General features: G+C 56.4%; 11 protein-coding genes. 3 read left to right on the plus strand and 8 right to left on the minus strand.

Features of this window, described 5'->3' with window-relative positions; all coding sequences use genetic code 11:
* Positions 1 to 69: 69 nt before the first annotated feature.
* The 6 genes from ACZ1HJ_RS00725 to ACZ1HJ_RS00750 all read right to left on the minus strand — a co-directional run bounded on the left by ACZ1HJ_RS00725 (position 70) and on the right by ACZ1HJ_RS00750 (position 8,775).
* The gene (locus tag ACZ1HJ_RS00725; RefSeq protein WP_472720457.1) at positions 70 to 3,999 is read right to left on the minus strand and encodes a tetratricopeptide repeat protein; all 3,930 of its coding nucleotides are present in this window, start codon (positions 3,997 to 3,999) and stop codon (positions 70 to 72) included.
* Positions 4,000 to 4,230: 231 nt separating this feature from the next.
* A complete protein-coding gene (locus ACZ1HJ_RS00730; RefSeq protein WP_472720458.1) occupies positions 4,231 to 5,490 on the minus strand; it encodes a TRAP transporter large permease in 1,260 nt (419 codons plus the stop codon).
* Positions 5,487 to 6,020 (minus strand): TRAP transporter small permease, encoded by a 534-nt coding sequence (locus ACZ1HJ_RS00735; RefSeq protein WP_472720459.1) that lies wholly within the window; start codon positions 6,018 to 6,020, stop codon positions 5,487 to 5,489. The genes ACZ1HJ_RS00730 and ACZ1HJ_RS00735 overlap by 4 nt, the downstream gene beginning before the upstream one ends.
* A gap of 68 nt (positions 6,021 to 6,088) precedes the next feature.
* Positions 6,089 to 7,063, minus strand: a complete 975-nt coding sequence (locus ACZ1HJ_RS00740; RefSeq protein WP_472720460.1) for a TRAP transporter substrate-binding protein — start codon at positions 7,061 to 7,063, stop codon at positions 6,089 to 6,091.
* 32 nt (positions 7,064 to 7,095) lie between these two features.
* Entirely contained in the window at positions 7,096 to 7,638 is a 543-nt protein-coding gene (locus tag ACZ1HJ_RS00745; RefSeq protein WP_472720461.1) for a 3-hydroxyanthranilate 3,4-dioxygenase, read from the minus strand.
* A gap of 183 nt (positions 7,639 to 7,821) precedes the next feature.
* Positions 7,822 to 8,775 (minus strand): dihydrodipicolinate synthase family protein, encoded by a 954-nt coding sequence (locus tag ACZ1HJ_RS00750; RefSeq protein ID WP_472720462.1) that lies wholly within the window; start codon positions 8,773 to 8,775, stop codon positions 7,822 to 7,824.
* Positions 8,776 to 8,927: 152 nt separating this feature from the next.
* Here ACZ1HJ_RS00750 and ACZ1HJ_RS00755 point away from each other — a divergent pair, with 152 nt between their 5' ends.
* The 3 genes from ACZ1HJ_RS00755 (at position 8,928) to ACZ1HJ_RS00765 (ending at position 12,203) form a co-directional block, all read left to right on the plus strand.
* The gene (locus tag ACZ1HJ_RS00755) at positions 8,928 to 9,707 is read left to right on the plus strand and encodes an aspartate dehydrogenase (protein WP_472720463.1); all 780 of its coding nucleotides are present in this window, start codon (positions 8,928 to 8,930) and stop codon (positions 9,705 to 9,707) included.
* Between the two features lie 15 nt (positions 9,708 to 9,722).
* Entirely contained in the window at positions 9,723 to 10,667 is a 945-nt protein-coding gene (locus ACZ1HJ_RS00760) for a LysR substrate-binding domain-containing protein (protein WP_472720464.1), read from the plus strand.
* A 105-nt stretch (positions 10,668 to 10,772) separates the two neighbouring features.
* Complete coding sequence (locus ACZ1HJ_RS00765; protein WP_472720465.1) at positions 10,773 to 12,203, plus strand: NAD-dependent succinate-semialdehyde dehydrogenase; 1,431 nt, start codon at positions 10,773 to 10,775, stop codon at positions 12,201 to 12,203.
* Positions 12,204 to 12,235: 32 nt separating this feature from the next.
* Here the strand turns inward: ACZ1HJ_RS00765 and ACZ1HJ_RS00770 are convergent, their stop codons facing one another.
* On the minus strand, positions 12,236 to 13,342 hold the full coding sequence (locus ACZ1HJ_RS00770) for a phosphagen kinase (RefSeq protein ID WP_472720466.1): 1,107 nt from the start codon (positions 13,340 to 13,342) through the stop codon (positions 12,236 to 12,238).
* Positions 13,332 to 14,498, minus strand: a complete 1,167-nt coding sequence (locus ACZ1HJ_RS00775; protein ID WP_472720467.1) for a phosphagen kinase — start codon at positions 14,496 to 14,498, stop codon at positions 13,332 to 13,334. Before ACZ1HJ_RS00775 ends, ACZ1HJ_RS00770 begins: the two co-directional genes overlap by 11 nt.
* Between the last annotated feature and the right edge of the window lie 202 nt (positions 14,499 to 14,700).

Consider the following 14,700-nt stretch of genomic DNA (forward strand, 5'->3'; position numbering starts at 1 on the left):
TGTAAATACTCCGTGAATAGGTGCGATTTACGACGATGCCATTGGTCAGCGGCCTTGCGCCTGAGCTGGCTAGTCGTCGATCACAAATGCCGGATCGTCACGCATGTCCCTGACCCATTCGGCCAATCCCAGCGGTAAATTGTCCGCAAGATGTGCCTTGTACGCCGCGCGTGCGGCCTCGATATGGCCACTGTCTCGCGTCGTCGTCGCACGCAGATAGAGCGCGTTGAGTTCATCCAGCTTGAGGTAGTAGCTGTGTGGCGAAAGGTCCCGACCAAGGCCCGTCAGTTCCAGCGCCTCGTCCAAAAACTCTGTAGCCACCTCAGGATTTTCTGCGGCCATTTCATACCGTGAACGGCGCATCAGGCAATCCGCCAAAGTCCGCAACGAAAACACGTTTGCACCTTCTTCATATTTCTGGCGAAAGACGGGGATCATGCCTTTGTTCAGGGTGATCGCCTTTTCAATGTCTTTCGATCCGAACGCCCATTCCGCGCGCGTGAAATCAAAGATCGCATTCAAATGGTGCTTTTGATCTTCGTTCTCCAATTTGGACGTGAATTCGTCCACCAGTGTTTCAACCTTGTCCAAGATATCTCCGGAGGCCAGCAATTGACCCTTGTAAGACCGAAGCCGGAACCGGGTTAGCAACCCATCCGCGAGGTCGAGCTTATGGTTCGGATTTTCTGGGTTTTGTGCAATGATCTTTTCTCGCAGATCGATGCGGGCGTCTATGCATTGTTCCAGCTCTTCTTCTTTCTGGAGATTTTCGGCAATGTCCCCGCGCAAAGACATGATTTCGGCATATCGCTGGTAGACCAGTGTCAGATCATCTCGATCCTGCGCAAACTCTTCGAAATCACCTTGCGCTTTATCCAGAAACGGCAAAGCCTCGTGCGTTTCGCCCATAGATACCATCGCATCGGCGATCAGTTTGTTCAAAACCCCAAAAGCATGGCCCATCCGCGGCAGACGCCCATTTTTTGCAACTACCTGCTGTTGCTCCAAACCGCGTTCAGCTGCCATTTTGGCGTCTTTGCCCCAGCCAAAGCTGAGATGTGAAGAGCCTAACGTGTACCAAGCATCCACCGCTTTGATCGCCGCCCGGGTGTTGCCGGGGAAATCAGCCTGCAGCGTCTCAAGCATAGCAACTATCGGTGCAAACTGCTCTGGGCCCTTGTCATAAACGGCCGCATTGCGCGCCTCACCCACCACCAAGGCCAACAGATCCAACCGTTTGACAAGGTTTTTGGGATCTGATTTTGCCTGCGCCTTGCTGTATTCCAGACGCTTTGCCATGCATTTTTCAACGGTCTCACTGTCTTTGACCATCGCGGCAATTTCCAGTTCCGCGCCAATGATACCCTGCTCCCGTTTGTCGCGGATTTCCTGAACCTTCAGCCGGGCTAAAACTTCTTTGGCCTCCGCCAGGTACTCGCGCGCCTTGGGCACATCTCGATCTTGTCGCGCCCAATTGATATGCGTCACCAGAGCCGCAACCACATTACCAATTTCGGTATCCCCGGCGCCCTCACCCGCCGCACTTCGCGCTAGTTCAAGCCATTGTGCATCGCAGTCTTTCGCCTCTTCCAAACGGCCAAGGGATTGCAAGGCATTGGACCGAAGGTTCAACAGAACAATCCGAAAGTTACCATCGCCCTTCGCATTCCGGTTGGATGCGGGCGGCAACAACGCTTCTGCCTTGTCGATCTCCTTCAAAGCCTCGTCGGATTTGGCCGCCGCGTGAAACAGCTCTGCCAGCGACAGACGCTCTCGGCACAGTTCATTGGCCATATCCCGCGGCCCGGAAGACGCGTCAAACTCTTGCTGCAGCTCATCACAAATCTGCTGGCGCAGCGCCAGCGCGTCCTCTAGCTGGCCCATTTCAACATAGACACTGGCCAGAAGGGCACGCGCAGAATTGAGTGTGGATTTGCCGCTATCCTTTCGCCCATTCTGTTCGCACAGTTGGACCAGTTCGAGGTGGGTTTCCTCTGCAAGCGCCAGCGCCTCTTCGGTCCTACCCACCTGCAAATACGATGCCGCCTCACACCGCTTACAATCTGATGCCATGATCTGGGCACCGAAATTCCCGGGGTTGGCTGCGGCTTGCTCAACGGCCAAGGCGGTCGCGCGCTTGGCCAATCGCAAAGCCTCATCATATTCATGCACCACATGCGCGCCGTGGCGTGCCTTTGCCAATGCGTGGTTCAACTGGTTTTTGGCGTCCCAGCTGCCCGGGTTGCGCCGTACCATTTCTTCGCCATAGCCAAGATTTTCCATCGTGAGTTTGTAATAGCCCTCGTGGTCCATGGCAGCGATCAGGATATCCGCCATTTTCCCGACAGCGATGCCGACATCGCGGCGTTTCGAGAGGTTACCGGGGTCTTCACGCGCATGTTTCTTGGTGATTTGAACCGCTTCGGTAATCGCTTCCTCAGCGGTCAGATCATCGCCCACACGCGACGCCACATTAGCCTGTTCGTAGAGCGCGACATTCAGAAGGTATTCCGATGAAACCGTGCCACTTTCGGCCCGCTTCCTGGCGCGTGCCACCTCTTGTGCGGCGCGTTCCCCTGCTTCCTCGGTCTGGTTTTGGCGCGCCAGCACCCGGGTCTGCAAAACCGTCGACCACATATACACTGTCTGAGCTTCGGCATAATCCGGATCGCGTTCCACAATGGCGCGCGCCAATTCTTCCGCCTGTGCCGCGGTTTCCAGCACCGGCACATACTCCCCCAGATTATCCAGCAAAAAGGCCCGGCGCAGCACCGCCATGGCATGCGCATTTGCCAGCCAAAGATTGCTGGGATACCGCTCGGACGCGGCTTTGACTTCCTGCGTCGCCGTCTCCAGAACGGCAATGGCCGCCTGCGTATCGCCACCGGCATTCTCCAGATAGGCCAGACTGAACCGCGCACGCGCTATGTCGTACAGAACCTCTTCGTCATCGGGATGCGCCGCCAGAATGTGCTCGTAAAGCTGGATTGCCTTGTCCAAAGCCTCTCTGCTGGCGGGCCCTTCACCGGAATTGCCCCGAATGGACGATTGGGCTTCGAAAGCATTGGCCAGAAGGCGCGCAACCGACACATCCTCCGGCGCGTCCTGAGCCGCCCCACGCGCATGCTTTTCCGCCAGATCCGCAGATTTCGACGCACCGACAAGATCGCCAAGTGATTGCTGTGCCGTACTCAACCGCAGCAAGGCACGCGCTTTGTGTCGTGGCTCCATGGCATGGTTGACTGCTTCCTGTGCCACCTCCAATGCCTTGCCCGGATTATCAATTGATTGATAAGCGCGTGACAGGCGGCACATGCTGGGCACATCCCCGGGGTCCAGCTCCAGTGCTTTTTCAAGCGCAAGAATTGCCTTGCCCTGATTGAAAGGTCGCGCCAGAGCCGCCAGTTCACGCCACACCGGCGCCCCATCCGGGCCGGCACTCTGGGCGCGTTGTTCCAGCGTGGCAATCGCTGCATCGTAATCGCCGCGGGCATATTTCAGAATGACCGCACGGTCCGTGGCATCCGATGAAGATGCCAGTTCCTGGACGACATTGATAAAGCCCAGCCGTTCTTCGTCATTGCCGGTCAATGCCTGAACCGTATCACCCCGTTGTGGCGGCTCCTGCACGACCATTTCGTTGCCGCGCTCTGGCAATTCACCCATCGCGTCCACATCGGCATTTTGCTCGGTCGCTACGGACGCGTTTTCCTGCGTCAGGCTTTTGGCAGGTTGATCAACCGCGCCATACATAAGCCGCGCCAAAGTGTTGATCTGTTCCGGCGACGCTTGGCCTTTTTCCAGCAGGGCCAGCAGGACCTCTCGCTCGGACACGTCTTTGGCAAGCGCCGGTTTGTCTGCGCGCATCCATTTGGCAAGCTTCCACAGCCCCACAACAAACCCCGCCGCAAATCCCAAAACGGTGATTGCCAATGTGATTTGTTCGGTTGGTGAACGCTGGAAAAAGTCCCCGAAAAGCTCAGCGATCCACGTTAACATCTCTTCTTGCAAATCGAAGTGCCCACTTCCTCAAATACCCCGGAGATTGCGGGCATTCATCACCGGAAAAATACCGGGACCACGCGCGATTCCGGCACCATCCTTGGGTCAAGTAGACTTGCTCTTCTCCCCCAATCAAGAAGATTTTGGGAAAACCACCGTCCATGATCAACCGATAGGCGTTTTGGCCTTTGCGCATGCCCCAAGTTGCATCTTCAGATGTACCGCAGATCAAATCAGAGCCAGCGACAGGATCGGAAAATAGCTCAGAAGAACCAGAACCAGAGCGACCGCCACAAGAAACGGCCAAAGCGCGCGCATGATCGTACCCGGAGACGTCCCGCTCATTGATGACGCGATGTAGAGCCCGATCCCCACCGGCGGCGTCAGCAACCCCAAGACAAGGTTCAGGCAGACAACCACGCCAAACTGGTAGGGGCTGATATCATAAGACCCCATTGCGATTGGCAACAGAATGGGCGTGATCAAGATGATCGCCGCAATGCCATCGATCACCATGCCCACCAGCAGCAAGGCCGCATTCACGATCAGCAAGAAAAGGAACGGGTTTGCCGTGATGGACGTGATCAGCCCCGCGAGTTTCTGCGGCACCTCTTCGTAGATGATGACCCAGCCGAAAACACTGGCCGCCGCGATCATGAAGATGATCATCGACGCGTTCACGGCAGTTCTTTTGAACATTTCACCTAACTGAGATGGTTTGAGCTCCCGGTAAAACGCCCAGCCGACCACGAAAGCAATCAGCGACGCAATCGCCGCAGATTCCGTAGGTGTAGCGATGCCAAAGAGAATGCCCCCGATGATGGCAAACGGGATCATCATGGCAGGAAGCGCCTCGACAAGCGCACGCACCGCTTCCTTGCGCGACAGCCAGTGGCCCTCCGGAAACTCCTGCCGCCAGCCGATCAGCGCGATGACCAACGCAAAGCTTGATGCCAAAATCAACCCGGGCAATATGCCCGCTATGAACATCTCACCAATCGGAATTTGCGCGAGCACCCCAAAGATCACGAACATCATCGACGGCGGGATGACCGGCGCCAGCAGTCCGCCCGCAGCGGTCGTGGCCGCCGCAAAGCCTTTGTCATATCCTTCCGCTTCCATCGCGGGCACCATGGCGCGCGACATAACCGCGATTTGCGCCGTGGCCGAGCCGATGATTGCGGCCATGAACATGTTTGCCAGCAGGTTGATGTAGGCCAGCCCACCGCGAAACCCGCCCACAAACACGCGAGCCGCATTGACCAGTCTTTTGGTCATACCCCCTTCATTCATCAGCTCTCCGGTAAGCATAAAGAGCGGAATGGCGAGCAGCCCGTAATTCTCCAACCCGGCGAACATCTTTTGCGCGAAACTGTCGTAAAGCACCGTGTTGCCGCTCTCCCAGATGTACCAGATCGCAGCGACGGCCAGCACGATGGCAATGGGCACGGATAGTAAAAGCGTGGCGAGGAAAAGAACCGGAGTCATGTGGCAGGCTCCACCTTAGTGCGGGACAATAAATGCGCCGTGGCATGCAACAAAGCGCCAAACGCAAAAAGCCACATCACCAGCCAAAAGAGATACTTGGGAACGCCCAGGGTCGATGTCGGTTCTGAATAGATGAAGTTGAAAGTGTTGCCCTGAAAGACGGTTTTGTCAAAGCCTGCCCGCGCGATTTCCAGCGGTGAAAACCAGCGCCAGCAAAACCAGACCATGGCCAGCGCAAAGATGAAAACGACCACATCCACAAATTTCGCCATGACAGATGCAGCGCCTGAGGGGACAGCACCGGTGATCAGGGTAATGGACACAGAATTTCGGTGATGCAACGCACAGGACGCCCCCAGAAAGGTCATCCAGACCATCGCGTAGATTGCAAGCTCATCGACCCAGAAGAGCGCGGCCCCCATATACCGCGTGACGACATTCAGCAGGACCAGAAGCGTGACGGCAAGCGCCAAGGCCGCAGCGGTCCAAAGCTCAAGACGCGCCCAAGCTCTTGATAGCCGAAATAACATGATTGCCGTTCCCTCCAAGACAATGGGCGCAGGATAAACCTACGCCCATCCCTTGGTCTTAACTTTTCTTACTCTGTTTCTGCCGCTACAGCACGCAGATCGTCAAGAGAGGCGGCCTTGTCGGCCCATGTGGCATTCCACTCATCAATGGCACCGCCAAAGAACGATGCATCCACCTTGGTGTAGGTTTTGCCCGTGCCCGCGATTTGCTCCAGCCAACCGGCCTCTTTCGCAACATAGCTGTCGATGGTACTGTCGACATGCTTGGCCATCAAATCACCGATCATCGCGCGATCATCTTCTGAAAGCCCGGCCCAGACTTTGGCCGAAACCAAGCCCACCATCGGAAACATCATGTGGTCGGATTGCACGATTGTGTCCGCATGTTCGTAATATTTCAGGACCCAGATCAGTTCGGCATCCATGTCGATTGCATCCACCTGACCGTTGGCCAGCGCATCGTAGACCGACGGCAATGGCATCGGCGTCGGGGCTGCACCAAGTGCGTTATAGAAATCAAGGATCGGCGTGAAGGGCGTGATGCGAAGCTTCAAACCTTCGAGGTCTTTCGCCGACGTCACATCGCCACGGCTGACGATCTGACGCAAACCTGCCATGCCGTATCCAACACCCACAACACCGACCTGGCCGGGCAGCGGATCCAGCATGCCCTTGGCCGTGTCCGAGCGCAGGATACGCCCCGCATGGCCGATGTCATTTGCCAGATACGGCGCATAGAAAGCGCCGAGGTTGGGCGCGCGGTTCGACACTTCTGCGACGGTCATGAATGCCATGTCCAATGCGCCCGTCTGCAATTGCTGAAGCATCTCGGCTTCGTTGCCCAATTGGCGCGCCGGAAAGACCGACACGCTGTGTGCGCCACCGCTGGTTTCCGCCAACTCAGCGCCAAAGGCTTCGGCGGCTTTGGTCCAGATATGCGGCGGCGGCGTGATCAGGCCCAGACGAAATTCTTCCGCCTGTGCGGCCAATGCGGATGCGGCAACCAGTGCCGACGATAAAAGAGCGTTTACTACCTTGTTCATAGTGGTTCCCTGTTAGGTTTGTTTTTTGTTGTTCAAAGTTTCACCCACCCGTCAGGTGGTTCCTTTCCCGGATGAACCGCATTGCAGTTCGGACATGTGCGGGCCTCCTCGGAGGCATAGAATTTCTCGTATATCGGCGGCAAATCTTCAACGATTGATTTCAGTTGCATCTCAGCGCGGTGCACGCGCGTGCCGCATTCAAAGCAATACCATTCCACCGCATCCAACTGCCCCTGTTGCCGCTTGGGTTCGATCACCAAACCAACCGACCCTTCCTGAGGCCGCTGTGGCGAATGGCGGACATGTGGCGGCAAAAGGAATATTTCGCCCTCGCGGATCGGCACATCATAGAAGTCATCGCCATCAAAGATCTTGAGGACCATATCGCCTTCAAGCTGATAGAAAAACTCCTCCACCGGATCATCGTGATAGTCGGTCCGCTTGTTGGGGCCGCCGACAATTGTGACCATCATATCCGCATCTTCCCACACCTGTTTATTGCCCACAGGGGGTTTGAGCAGGTGGCGATGTTCATCAATCCAGCCTTGGAAATTAAACGCAGACAGTTTTGCCATGGTCGCCTCCTATCGGTTCAAGAGTGGTGGAATTTGCGCCAAACACCAAAAGGTAAAGACGGAAATAGATATCTGATTTCGTTATATCCAAGCTGGCTTTGATGGTCATTAAGTCATATGCCCCATCTGCTCGGTTTTTCGGCACGGGTTCCGTAGCCGCGATCCTGGGCGAAATCCCTTTCGCTAAAGGCGCAAACCACTGCCTTCAAAGGCCTCACGGATGGCCGTTTTCTCGTCCGGGCTCAGTGCCAGCATCGGCGCGCGGACGTGGCCCCCGACCTGTCCCAAAAGCTCTTGCCAATATTTGCCAAAAGCTGTGGGTTTGGCCGCGGGTTTTGTGCGTTTCATCGCGGCACGTACCGGCTCCAAACTATCGCGCACGGCCCGGGCTTCGTCAAAGCGGCCTGCAAACGCCAGTTCAGTATATTCATGCATCCGTTTGTCGTTCTTGGTCTGCAACTGATAGGGCGGTGATGAACACAGATAGAGCCGCCACCCCAGTTCTTCGATGTTATCAAGCCAATCGTCTTCCAAGGACGTGGACACCTGAATTTTGTCGCCCACCATATGCGTCAGCTTCACGTACATGTCCCTAGGCACGGAGTATTTGATCGCAACGATATTCGGCAACTCCGCTATTCTGGCGCATTCTTCTGGCTGCATCAGATAGCCGCTGTCCGGGTGGCTCCACATGGCGATGCCGATGTCCAACTGATCGCAGAAGGCTTTGTAATATTGATATAAAACCTCACCGCGGTCATGCACGAAGCTCAACACAGGCGCATGCAGGACAATGTAGTCGGCCCCGCAATTCTGGGCGTGGTGCGCCAGTTCCAGCGCTGTGTTCATATTCTGATCCGAGACGGACACAATTACACCGGCTTTGCCCGCGCACTCGTCTACAGCGATCTCGAAATTTCGTTTGCGTTCGGCCAGCGACATTGAGAAAAATTCGCCCTGCTTGCCAGCTACAAACAGACCTTTGATGTCCAGATCATCAACCCAATGCCGGATATTCGATCGCAATCCGGCCTCATCCAACGACAAATCCGCATTGAACGGGTTCAAGGCAGCGGCCCAGATGCCCCGCATGTTTTCACGGGCATAGGCCTTGGCGTCGTGCTTGGAATATTTCATCAAAATGCCTTTGACTGTTGGTCGGCTAGTGCGGCCAATCTGCTCGCTTTTTCACGCAGGGGCCAATGCCAAACGGCAAAAATAGGTATCGCAAAATTTGATACCAAATCCAATCCAATTCAGCTTACATGGCGGATGTAAGGGAGGCTGCCATGAAAATCGGGATCATCGGACGCGGGGCAATCGCCGGGTTTGTGCGTCAGCACCTGTCGCTGCGCGAGCATGATGTGGCGGCCATTCTTTTGCGTCCCAACAGCGCGCCTGAAACAGATGCGGGCATCTGCGTCGACACTGTTGCGGCACTCCCCGGCGATATCGACGTCATGATTGATTGCGCCGGTCACGATGCCCTGCGCAGCCATGGTCCGGCAATTTTGAACCGCGGGATAGACCTGATCACGCTTTCCCTGGGCGCGCTTGCCGATCCAGAAACCCATACAACGCTGACATCCGCCGCAGAGGCAGGAGGCGCGAGACTGCATCTGGCCAGCGGGGCCATCGGCGCGCTGGATTGCCTGAAAGCCGCGAAGGTCGGAACGCTGGAGAACGTCACATATTACGGGCGCAAACCACCGCTCGGCTGGAAGGGATCTCCGGCCGAGGATGTATTTGACCTCAGCGCAATCACCTCAGGCGCCAAAACACATTTTGAGGGAACAGCCCGGGATGCGGCGTTGAGATATCCCAAAAACGCCAATGTGGCGGCGGCTGTTGCGCTGGCCGGTATCGGGTTTGACGGCACTCAGGTACGTTTAATCGCAGATGCGGATATCTCTGATAACATTCATGAAATTACCGCCAATGGCGCATTTGGCCGCTTCACGTTCCAAATCAATGGCAATGCCTTACCCGACAACCCGCGCAGTTCGGCACTAGCGGCCATGAGTGCCCTGAGCGCGTTGGATCGGCTAACCCAACCCATCGTGATCTGAGAAAGGACACGCGCCATGGCCACGCGGCATTCACGCATTCTGGATCGCGCCCTGACACGCCTCAAGCTGCGACAACTGCGTCTGCTTGTGGCCGTTGGCCGCCATGGCAGCATCCAGAACGCGGCGCGTGAATTGGGTATTTCGCAACCCGCCGCCACCAAAATGATCCAAGACCTCGAACTGGATTTCGAAGTCACTCTGTTTCAGCGCACCAATCGCGGCGTGATCCCGACGGTGTTTGGCGATGCCCTCATCCGTCATGGCAAACTGATCTTTTCGCAGGTGTCAAATGCCGCGCAGGAGCTTGATGACCTCAACGAGGGCAGCAGCGGTCGCGTGGTGATCGGCACACTTCTGGCAGCCTCGTCTTTCCTGCTGCCCGCCGCGGTTGAAATTCTGCTCCGGGATCGGCCAAAGGTGGCCATCAAGATCGTCGAAGGCACGAATGAGGTATTGATGCCCGGCCTGCTCTCCGGGGAAATCGATATGGTGGTGGGGCGTTTGCCCTCGCATCGGTACCGTGAGGGCATCGAACAGATGAAACTCTTCGATGACCAAACCCTTGCCGTTGTGGGCAATCAACACCCGCTGGCGGATCAACGCGCCCTGACATTCGACAAAATCAAACCCTATGGCTGGATTTTACCGCCGCTCGAAACCACATTGCGGCGCCAGATCGACCAATATTTTATTGATCAGGCCCAATACGCACCACCCTTGGCGATCGAATCCGTCTCCTATCTGGCAAACCGGGCGCTTTTGCACTCACGCAGTTTGATTGGTCTGATGCCTGCACAGGTCGTGGCGCAGGACATCGAAAACGGCTATCTGAAACTACTCGACTGGAAGGTGCCCTTCGGTGCCGGGCCCGTCGGGGTATCCTATCGAAGTCAGGATGGCCTGTCGCCCGCCGGCCGCGCGTTGATGCAAGCGCTGGAAGAAGCCGCACATCAGATTTGAGCGCCTGATATACCGCAAAATTATATCTGTATTCGGTCAATTCACTTGAATAGAGGTGCGGCATTGCGTGATCTGAGCCAGCGAGCGCAAGGAGATCGATCGTTCATGTATCCGGATCTACACCTCTTTATCGATGGAAAATGGCGCAAAACGGCGCGCGACATGCCCGTTATCAACCCTGCCACCGAACAGGAGATCGGCCGCCTCCCCCATGCGGAACAAAGTGATCTGGATGATGCATTAGCTGCAGCCGAACGTGGGTTTCGCCTTTGGAAAAACGTGCCCCCCCGCGACCGCGCCAACATTATCCGCCGGGCCGCCGCGCTGATGCGCGACCGGCAGGAGGAGATTGCCCAAGACATTACAGCAGAACATGGCAAGCCCCTGCCCCAGGCGCGGTTAGAGGTCATTCGCGGCGCCGAGTTTTTTGAATGGGACGCAGGCGAAGCGATGCGGACCTATGGCCGGGTTATTCCCGCCCCGCAGGGTCACAAATTCTCTGTCCACCATCATCCGATTGGCGTGGTTGCGGCCTTTTCACCATGGAATTTCCCGATGAGCCAACCCGCCCGGAAAATAGCCGGGGCCTTGGCCTCGGGCTGTTCGATCATTCTGAAAGCAGCCGAAGAAACCCCCGCCGGGGCCCTTCACATCGCCCGCGCGTGTGATGATGCAGGTCTGCCGCCCGGTGTGTTGAACTTAGTTTTTGGCACACCGTCCGATATTTCCGGCCATCTGATCCCGCACCCTTCCGTGCGACTGGTGGCATTTACCGGCTCAACCACGGTTGGTCGGCATCTCACAACGCTGGCGTCGGAACATATGACACCGGTTTTGATGGAACTGGGTGGCCATGCCCCCGTGATCGTCTGCGATGACGCCGACGCGGCACAGGCCGGCACCTCCAGCGCGATCCGCAAAATGCGCAATGCCGGGCAGGTTTGCACCTCGCCCACGCGGTTTTTTACACATGAGAGCCTGTTTGACACCTTCACCGATCATTTTGTGGCGCGCGCCGAAGCCACGCGGGTGGGCAACGGGAGGGAAGATGGAGTGGAAATGGGCCCCGTTGCGAATGACCGCCGCATCCCGACGCTGAACGCACTGGTCGAAGATGCCGTCAGCAAAGGGGCCGACTTACGCACTGGAGGCAAACGCATGGGCAACACCGGGTATTTCTTTGAGCCCACAGTACTGGCCAACGTCCCGGACACCGCGCGGATCATGCAAGAAGAACCCTTTGGACCCATTGCCGTGATCAACCCGGTCCCCACCTTGGACGCCGCAATTGCCCAGGCAAACGCGGTGCCCTACGGCCTTGCAGGATATGCCTTTACCAACCGGGCAGATTACATCGACCGTCTGATCGATGAGGTTGAGGTGGGTAACCTGTCGATCAACACACTCGAAGCCTCCATGCCGGAGACGCCATTTGGTGGTGTTAAATCAAGCGGTTACGGTCGCGAAGGTGGGTCTGAAGGGCTTGATAACTACCTGACCACAAAAAATGTCTGGCACGCACGGGATCCGATCTGATCCCGCCCATTCAATGCTTCGAACACCACGTTTCAGCCTGCGTTGTCCTCTTCTTTTTTCAGCAAAGCGATGCCCTTGTAGAGGGCCGTGATAATCTCAGCCTCTGTGATGCAAAACCGGGCGGATGGCGAAATATCAACGGTCCCATCCGCGCCAATGGGCGTGTGTTCCCCGCCCGCACCGCGCACTGACAACCCCAAAGGTTTCGCAATTTCTTTGGCACGTTTATCGGTGCCATCCGCCGTCAGATTGGGCAACTGGATGTGGACAGACGCTCGCATGCCCGTGCCGAGGTTTGTTGGACATGACGTGACAACGCCGTAATCATCCGACATCGCGAACTCGAGGCCCTCAATGCCAGACACAACATCAAGTGCACCTTTAAGGCGGTCAAAAACACGGTTCAACACGGTGCCGCGTTCCATACACATGATGCGCAGGTGATCCTCTTCGCCGACCCAGATGATAAATCCACGATCCTCAGACACGTAACACCCCCGGCCATAGGGCCAGTCCGACGCAATCCCGGCGGCGGTCAGATAGGTATCATTGCTCATGTCCTTGAACATGATATGGGCGTCGACAAGCGCCTGATATGCGGCCGCGTCAATCTCGTTCGGGTTGCCCGGGGTCAGCGAATGATATCCACCACCGTAATCTGGATCGTTGATCAGCTTTTCAAACGCTGACATCATCCGGTTTTCCAACAGCACTCGATCTTCGCGTGTCATGCTGCCCGGCAGGGGGAAATCCGCCAGATTGCGCCCAACCCGAACCCGCATCGACAGGGCCGGCAGGCCAAGAGCCGCCATATCCAGCACACCGCCCTCCGGCAGGCCATCAACGCCTTCAAGTGACCAGTTGTTCACATGATGCGCGTCCTCGGGCGTTTTGTGATAGGCCGCCAGCGCTTTGGAGAAGAACGGGCGGAAATCATCATAGTCGCTCGGTTGACACGCGTAGCATCCCATCTCGCTGTTGGGATTTTCGATGCCGGAGTTCAGGCAGGTCATCAACCGTGACTTCTGCGCAGCATCCAGCGTCTCAAAGTAAGACCGGTCAAAGCTTTGCAACGCGATATTGCCAGGGTTTTCAGCCTTCAGTTTAGCGATCAGATCAATTTGGTCATCAAAGGGCATCTTCGCGCTCCGCCAGGTAGTTTGCACAGTTGATCATGTCTTCGACCAGCTCATATTCCGGCAATCCGATACGGCGCCAATTGGAGACGTCGATCCGGTCAATCACTTCCGAATGTTCACCGCTGGATCCGCGCGCTTGGCCATTGCGGGCCCGGCACAGTTTGTCGATTTCCTCAAATCCAATGGCCTCGATCAGCTTGGGCACCAGAATATGAACCGACCCCCGCATGCCTGTGCCAATATTGGACGGACAGCAGGTCACCGCCCCGAATTTCGGATGCATCATGAATACATCCTCTTCGCCCGTAATGGCCCGCACGCCGTCTTCGATTGCGGCGGCGGCGCGGCTGAGACGGCTGAACACGGCCTTTACGTCACCGCCCTGTTGCATCGAAATGATCCGCAGATGATCCCCTTCGTTGACCCAGTTCACAAAGGCCTTGTCCCCGCTCAGATAGACACCGCGCCCATGAGGCCAATGTTCATGATACCCGCTTGCGGCCTGCATTCTGTCTCCACCGCGAAACAGGAAATGGTCATCGATCAATTGCTGTCGCTCGGCATCGGTCATCGTGGTGTGACGGAAAAACGTACCCTTCAGATCGGACCCATCCGGGATCGTGTCATAGACCTTTTCCATCAGGTCCGCGATGGCCTCCCGGCTCTCCTGACTGCCACCGGGGTTGAGCGGAAACATCGACAGATTGCGCGCCACGCGGATGCGCGTCGATATGATTTTGGACTGCGCGCTCTCCGTCAGATCGACCGAAATCCGGCTGGCATCCATACGTTCTGACGGCGTGCCCTTCAGGTCGCTGCCTTTCTCCATCGAAAAGCCTTTGTGGTATTTTTCGATGACCGGATAGAAGAATTCCGCGAAATCATCGTAGGATTCCCGGTCGCCCGCATGGCAGCCAACAAAACTCTCGGGGTACATCACGCCGGTGTTGATCGCGCGCGCAAGCGTCCAGTTTGCTGGACCACTACTTTTGCGATCCTTCAGCTTTTCCCAAAGGTCGGGCGTACAAACCTGCGCAGAAAGCGGCGTGTTCTCTGCCGCGCGAGAGGCCTCCAGTTTCGCTGCAGGATACTCATTTGCTGCGAGCGATTCCTCGAATTTGAAATCGTAGTCCGGATCGTACGTTCCACTGGCCATGTTTTCACCCCTCTAAAAAGCTTTTCATTTCTGTAGTTGGTCGGTCGTCTCTCACTCAAAATTTCACCGCGCCAACGCTACTTCAAAAGCTGCGACCTGCCAAATCTGCTAATTTTTTCAATAGTAGTGGTATGTTGAGAACGAAACGTCCTATGCACCCGCGCTGGCGGGACCAACTCGACTGCCATAAATCGGGAATCAG

It is taken from the genome of Roseovarius sp. JB2-10 (genome assembly GCF_055693585.1).

Coding starts and splice junctions, on each gene's coding strand:
- ACZ1HJ_RS00755 (WP_472720463.1), top strand. CDS start 8,928: ATGAAAATCGGGATCATCGGACGCGGGGCAATCGCCGGGTTTGTGCGT.
- ACZ1HJ_RS00750 (WP_472720462.1), bottom strand. CDS start 8,775: ATGAAATATTCCAAGCACGACGCCAAGGCCTATGCCCGTGAAAACATG.
- ACZ1HJ_RS00725 (WP_472720457.1), bottom strand. CDS start 3,999: ATGTTAACGTGGATCGCTGAGCTTTTCGGGGACTTTTTCCAGCGTTCA.
- ACZ1HJ_RS00740 (WP_472720460.1), bottom strand. CDS start 7,063: ATGAACAAGGTAGTAAACGCTCTTTTATCGTCGGCACTGGTTGCCGCA.
- ACZ1HJ_RS00760 (WP_472720464.1), top strand. CDS start 9,723: ATGGCCACGCGGCATTCACGCATTCTGGATCGCGCCCTGACACGCCTC.
- ACZ1HJ_RS00730 (WP_472720458.1), bottom strand. CDS start 5,490: ATGACTCCGGTTCTTTTCCTCGCCACGCTTTTACTATCCGTGCCCATT.
- ACZ1HJ_RS00775 (WP_472720467.1), bottom strand. CDS start 14,498: ATGGCCAGTGGAACGTACGATCCGGACTACGATTTCAAATTCGAGGAA.
- ACZ1HJ_RS00770 (WP_472720466.1), bottom strand. CDS start 13,342: ATGCCCTTTGATGACCAAATTGATCTGATCGCTAAACTGAAGGCTGAA.
- ACZ1HJ_RS00745 (WP_472720461.1), bottom strand. CDS start 7,638: ATGGCAAAACTGTCTGCGTTTAATTTCCAAGGCTGGATTGATGAACAT.
- ACZ1HJ_RS00765 (WP_472720465.1), top strand. CDS start 10,773: ATGTATCCGGATCTACACCTCTTTATCGATGGAAAATGGCGCAAAACG.
- ACZ1HJ_RS00735 (WP_472720459.1), bottom strand. CDS start 6,020: ATGTTATTTCGGCTATCAAGAGCTTGGGCGCGTCTTGAGCTTTGGACC.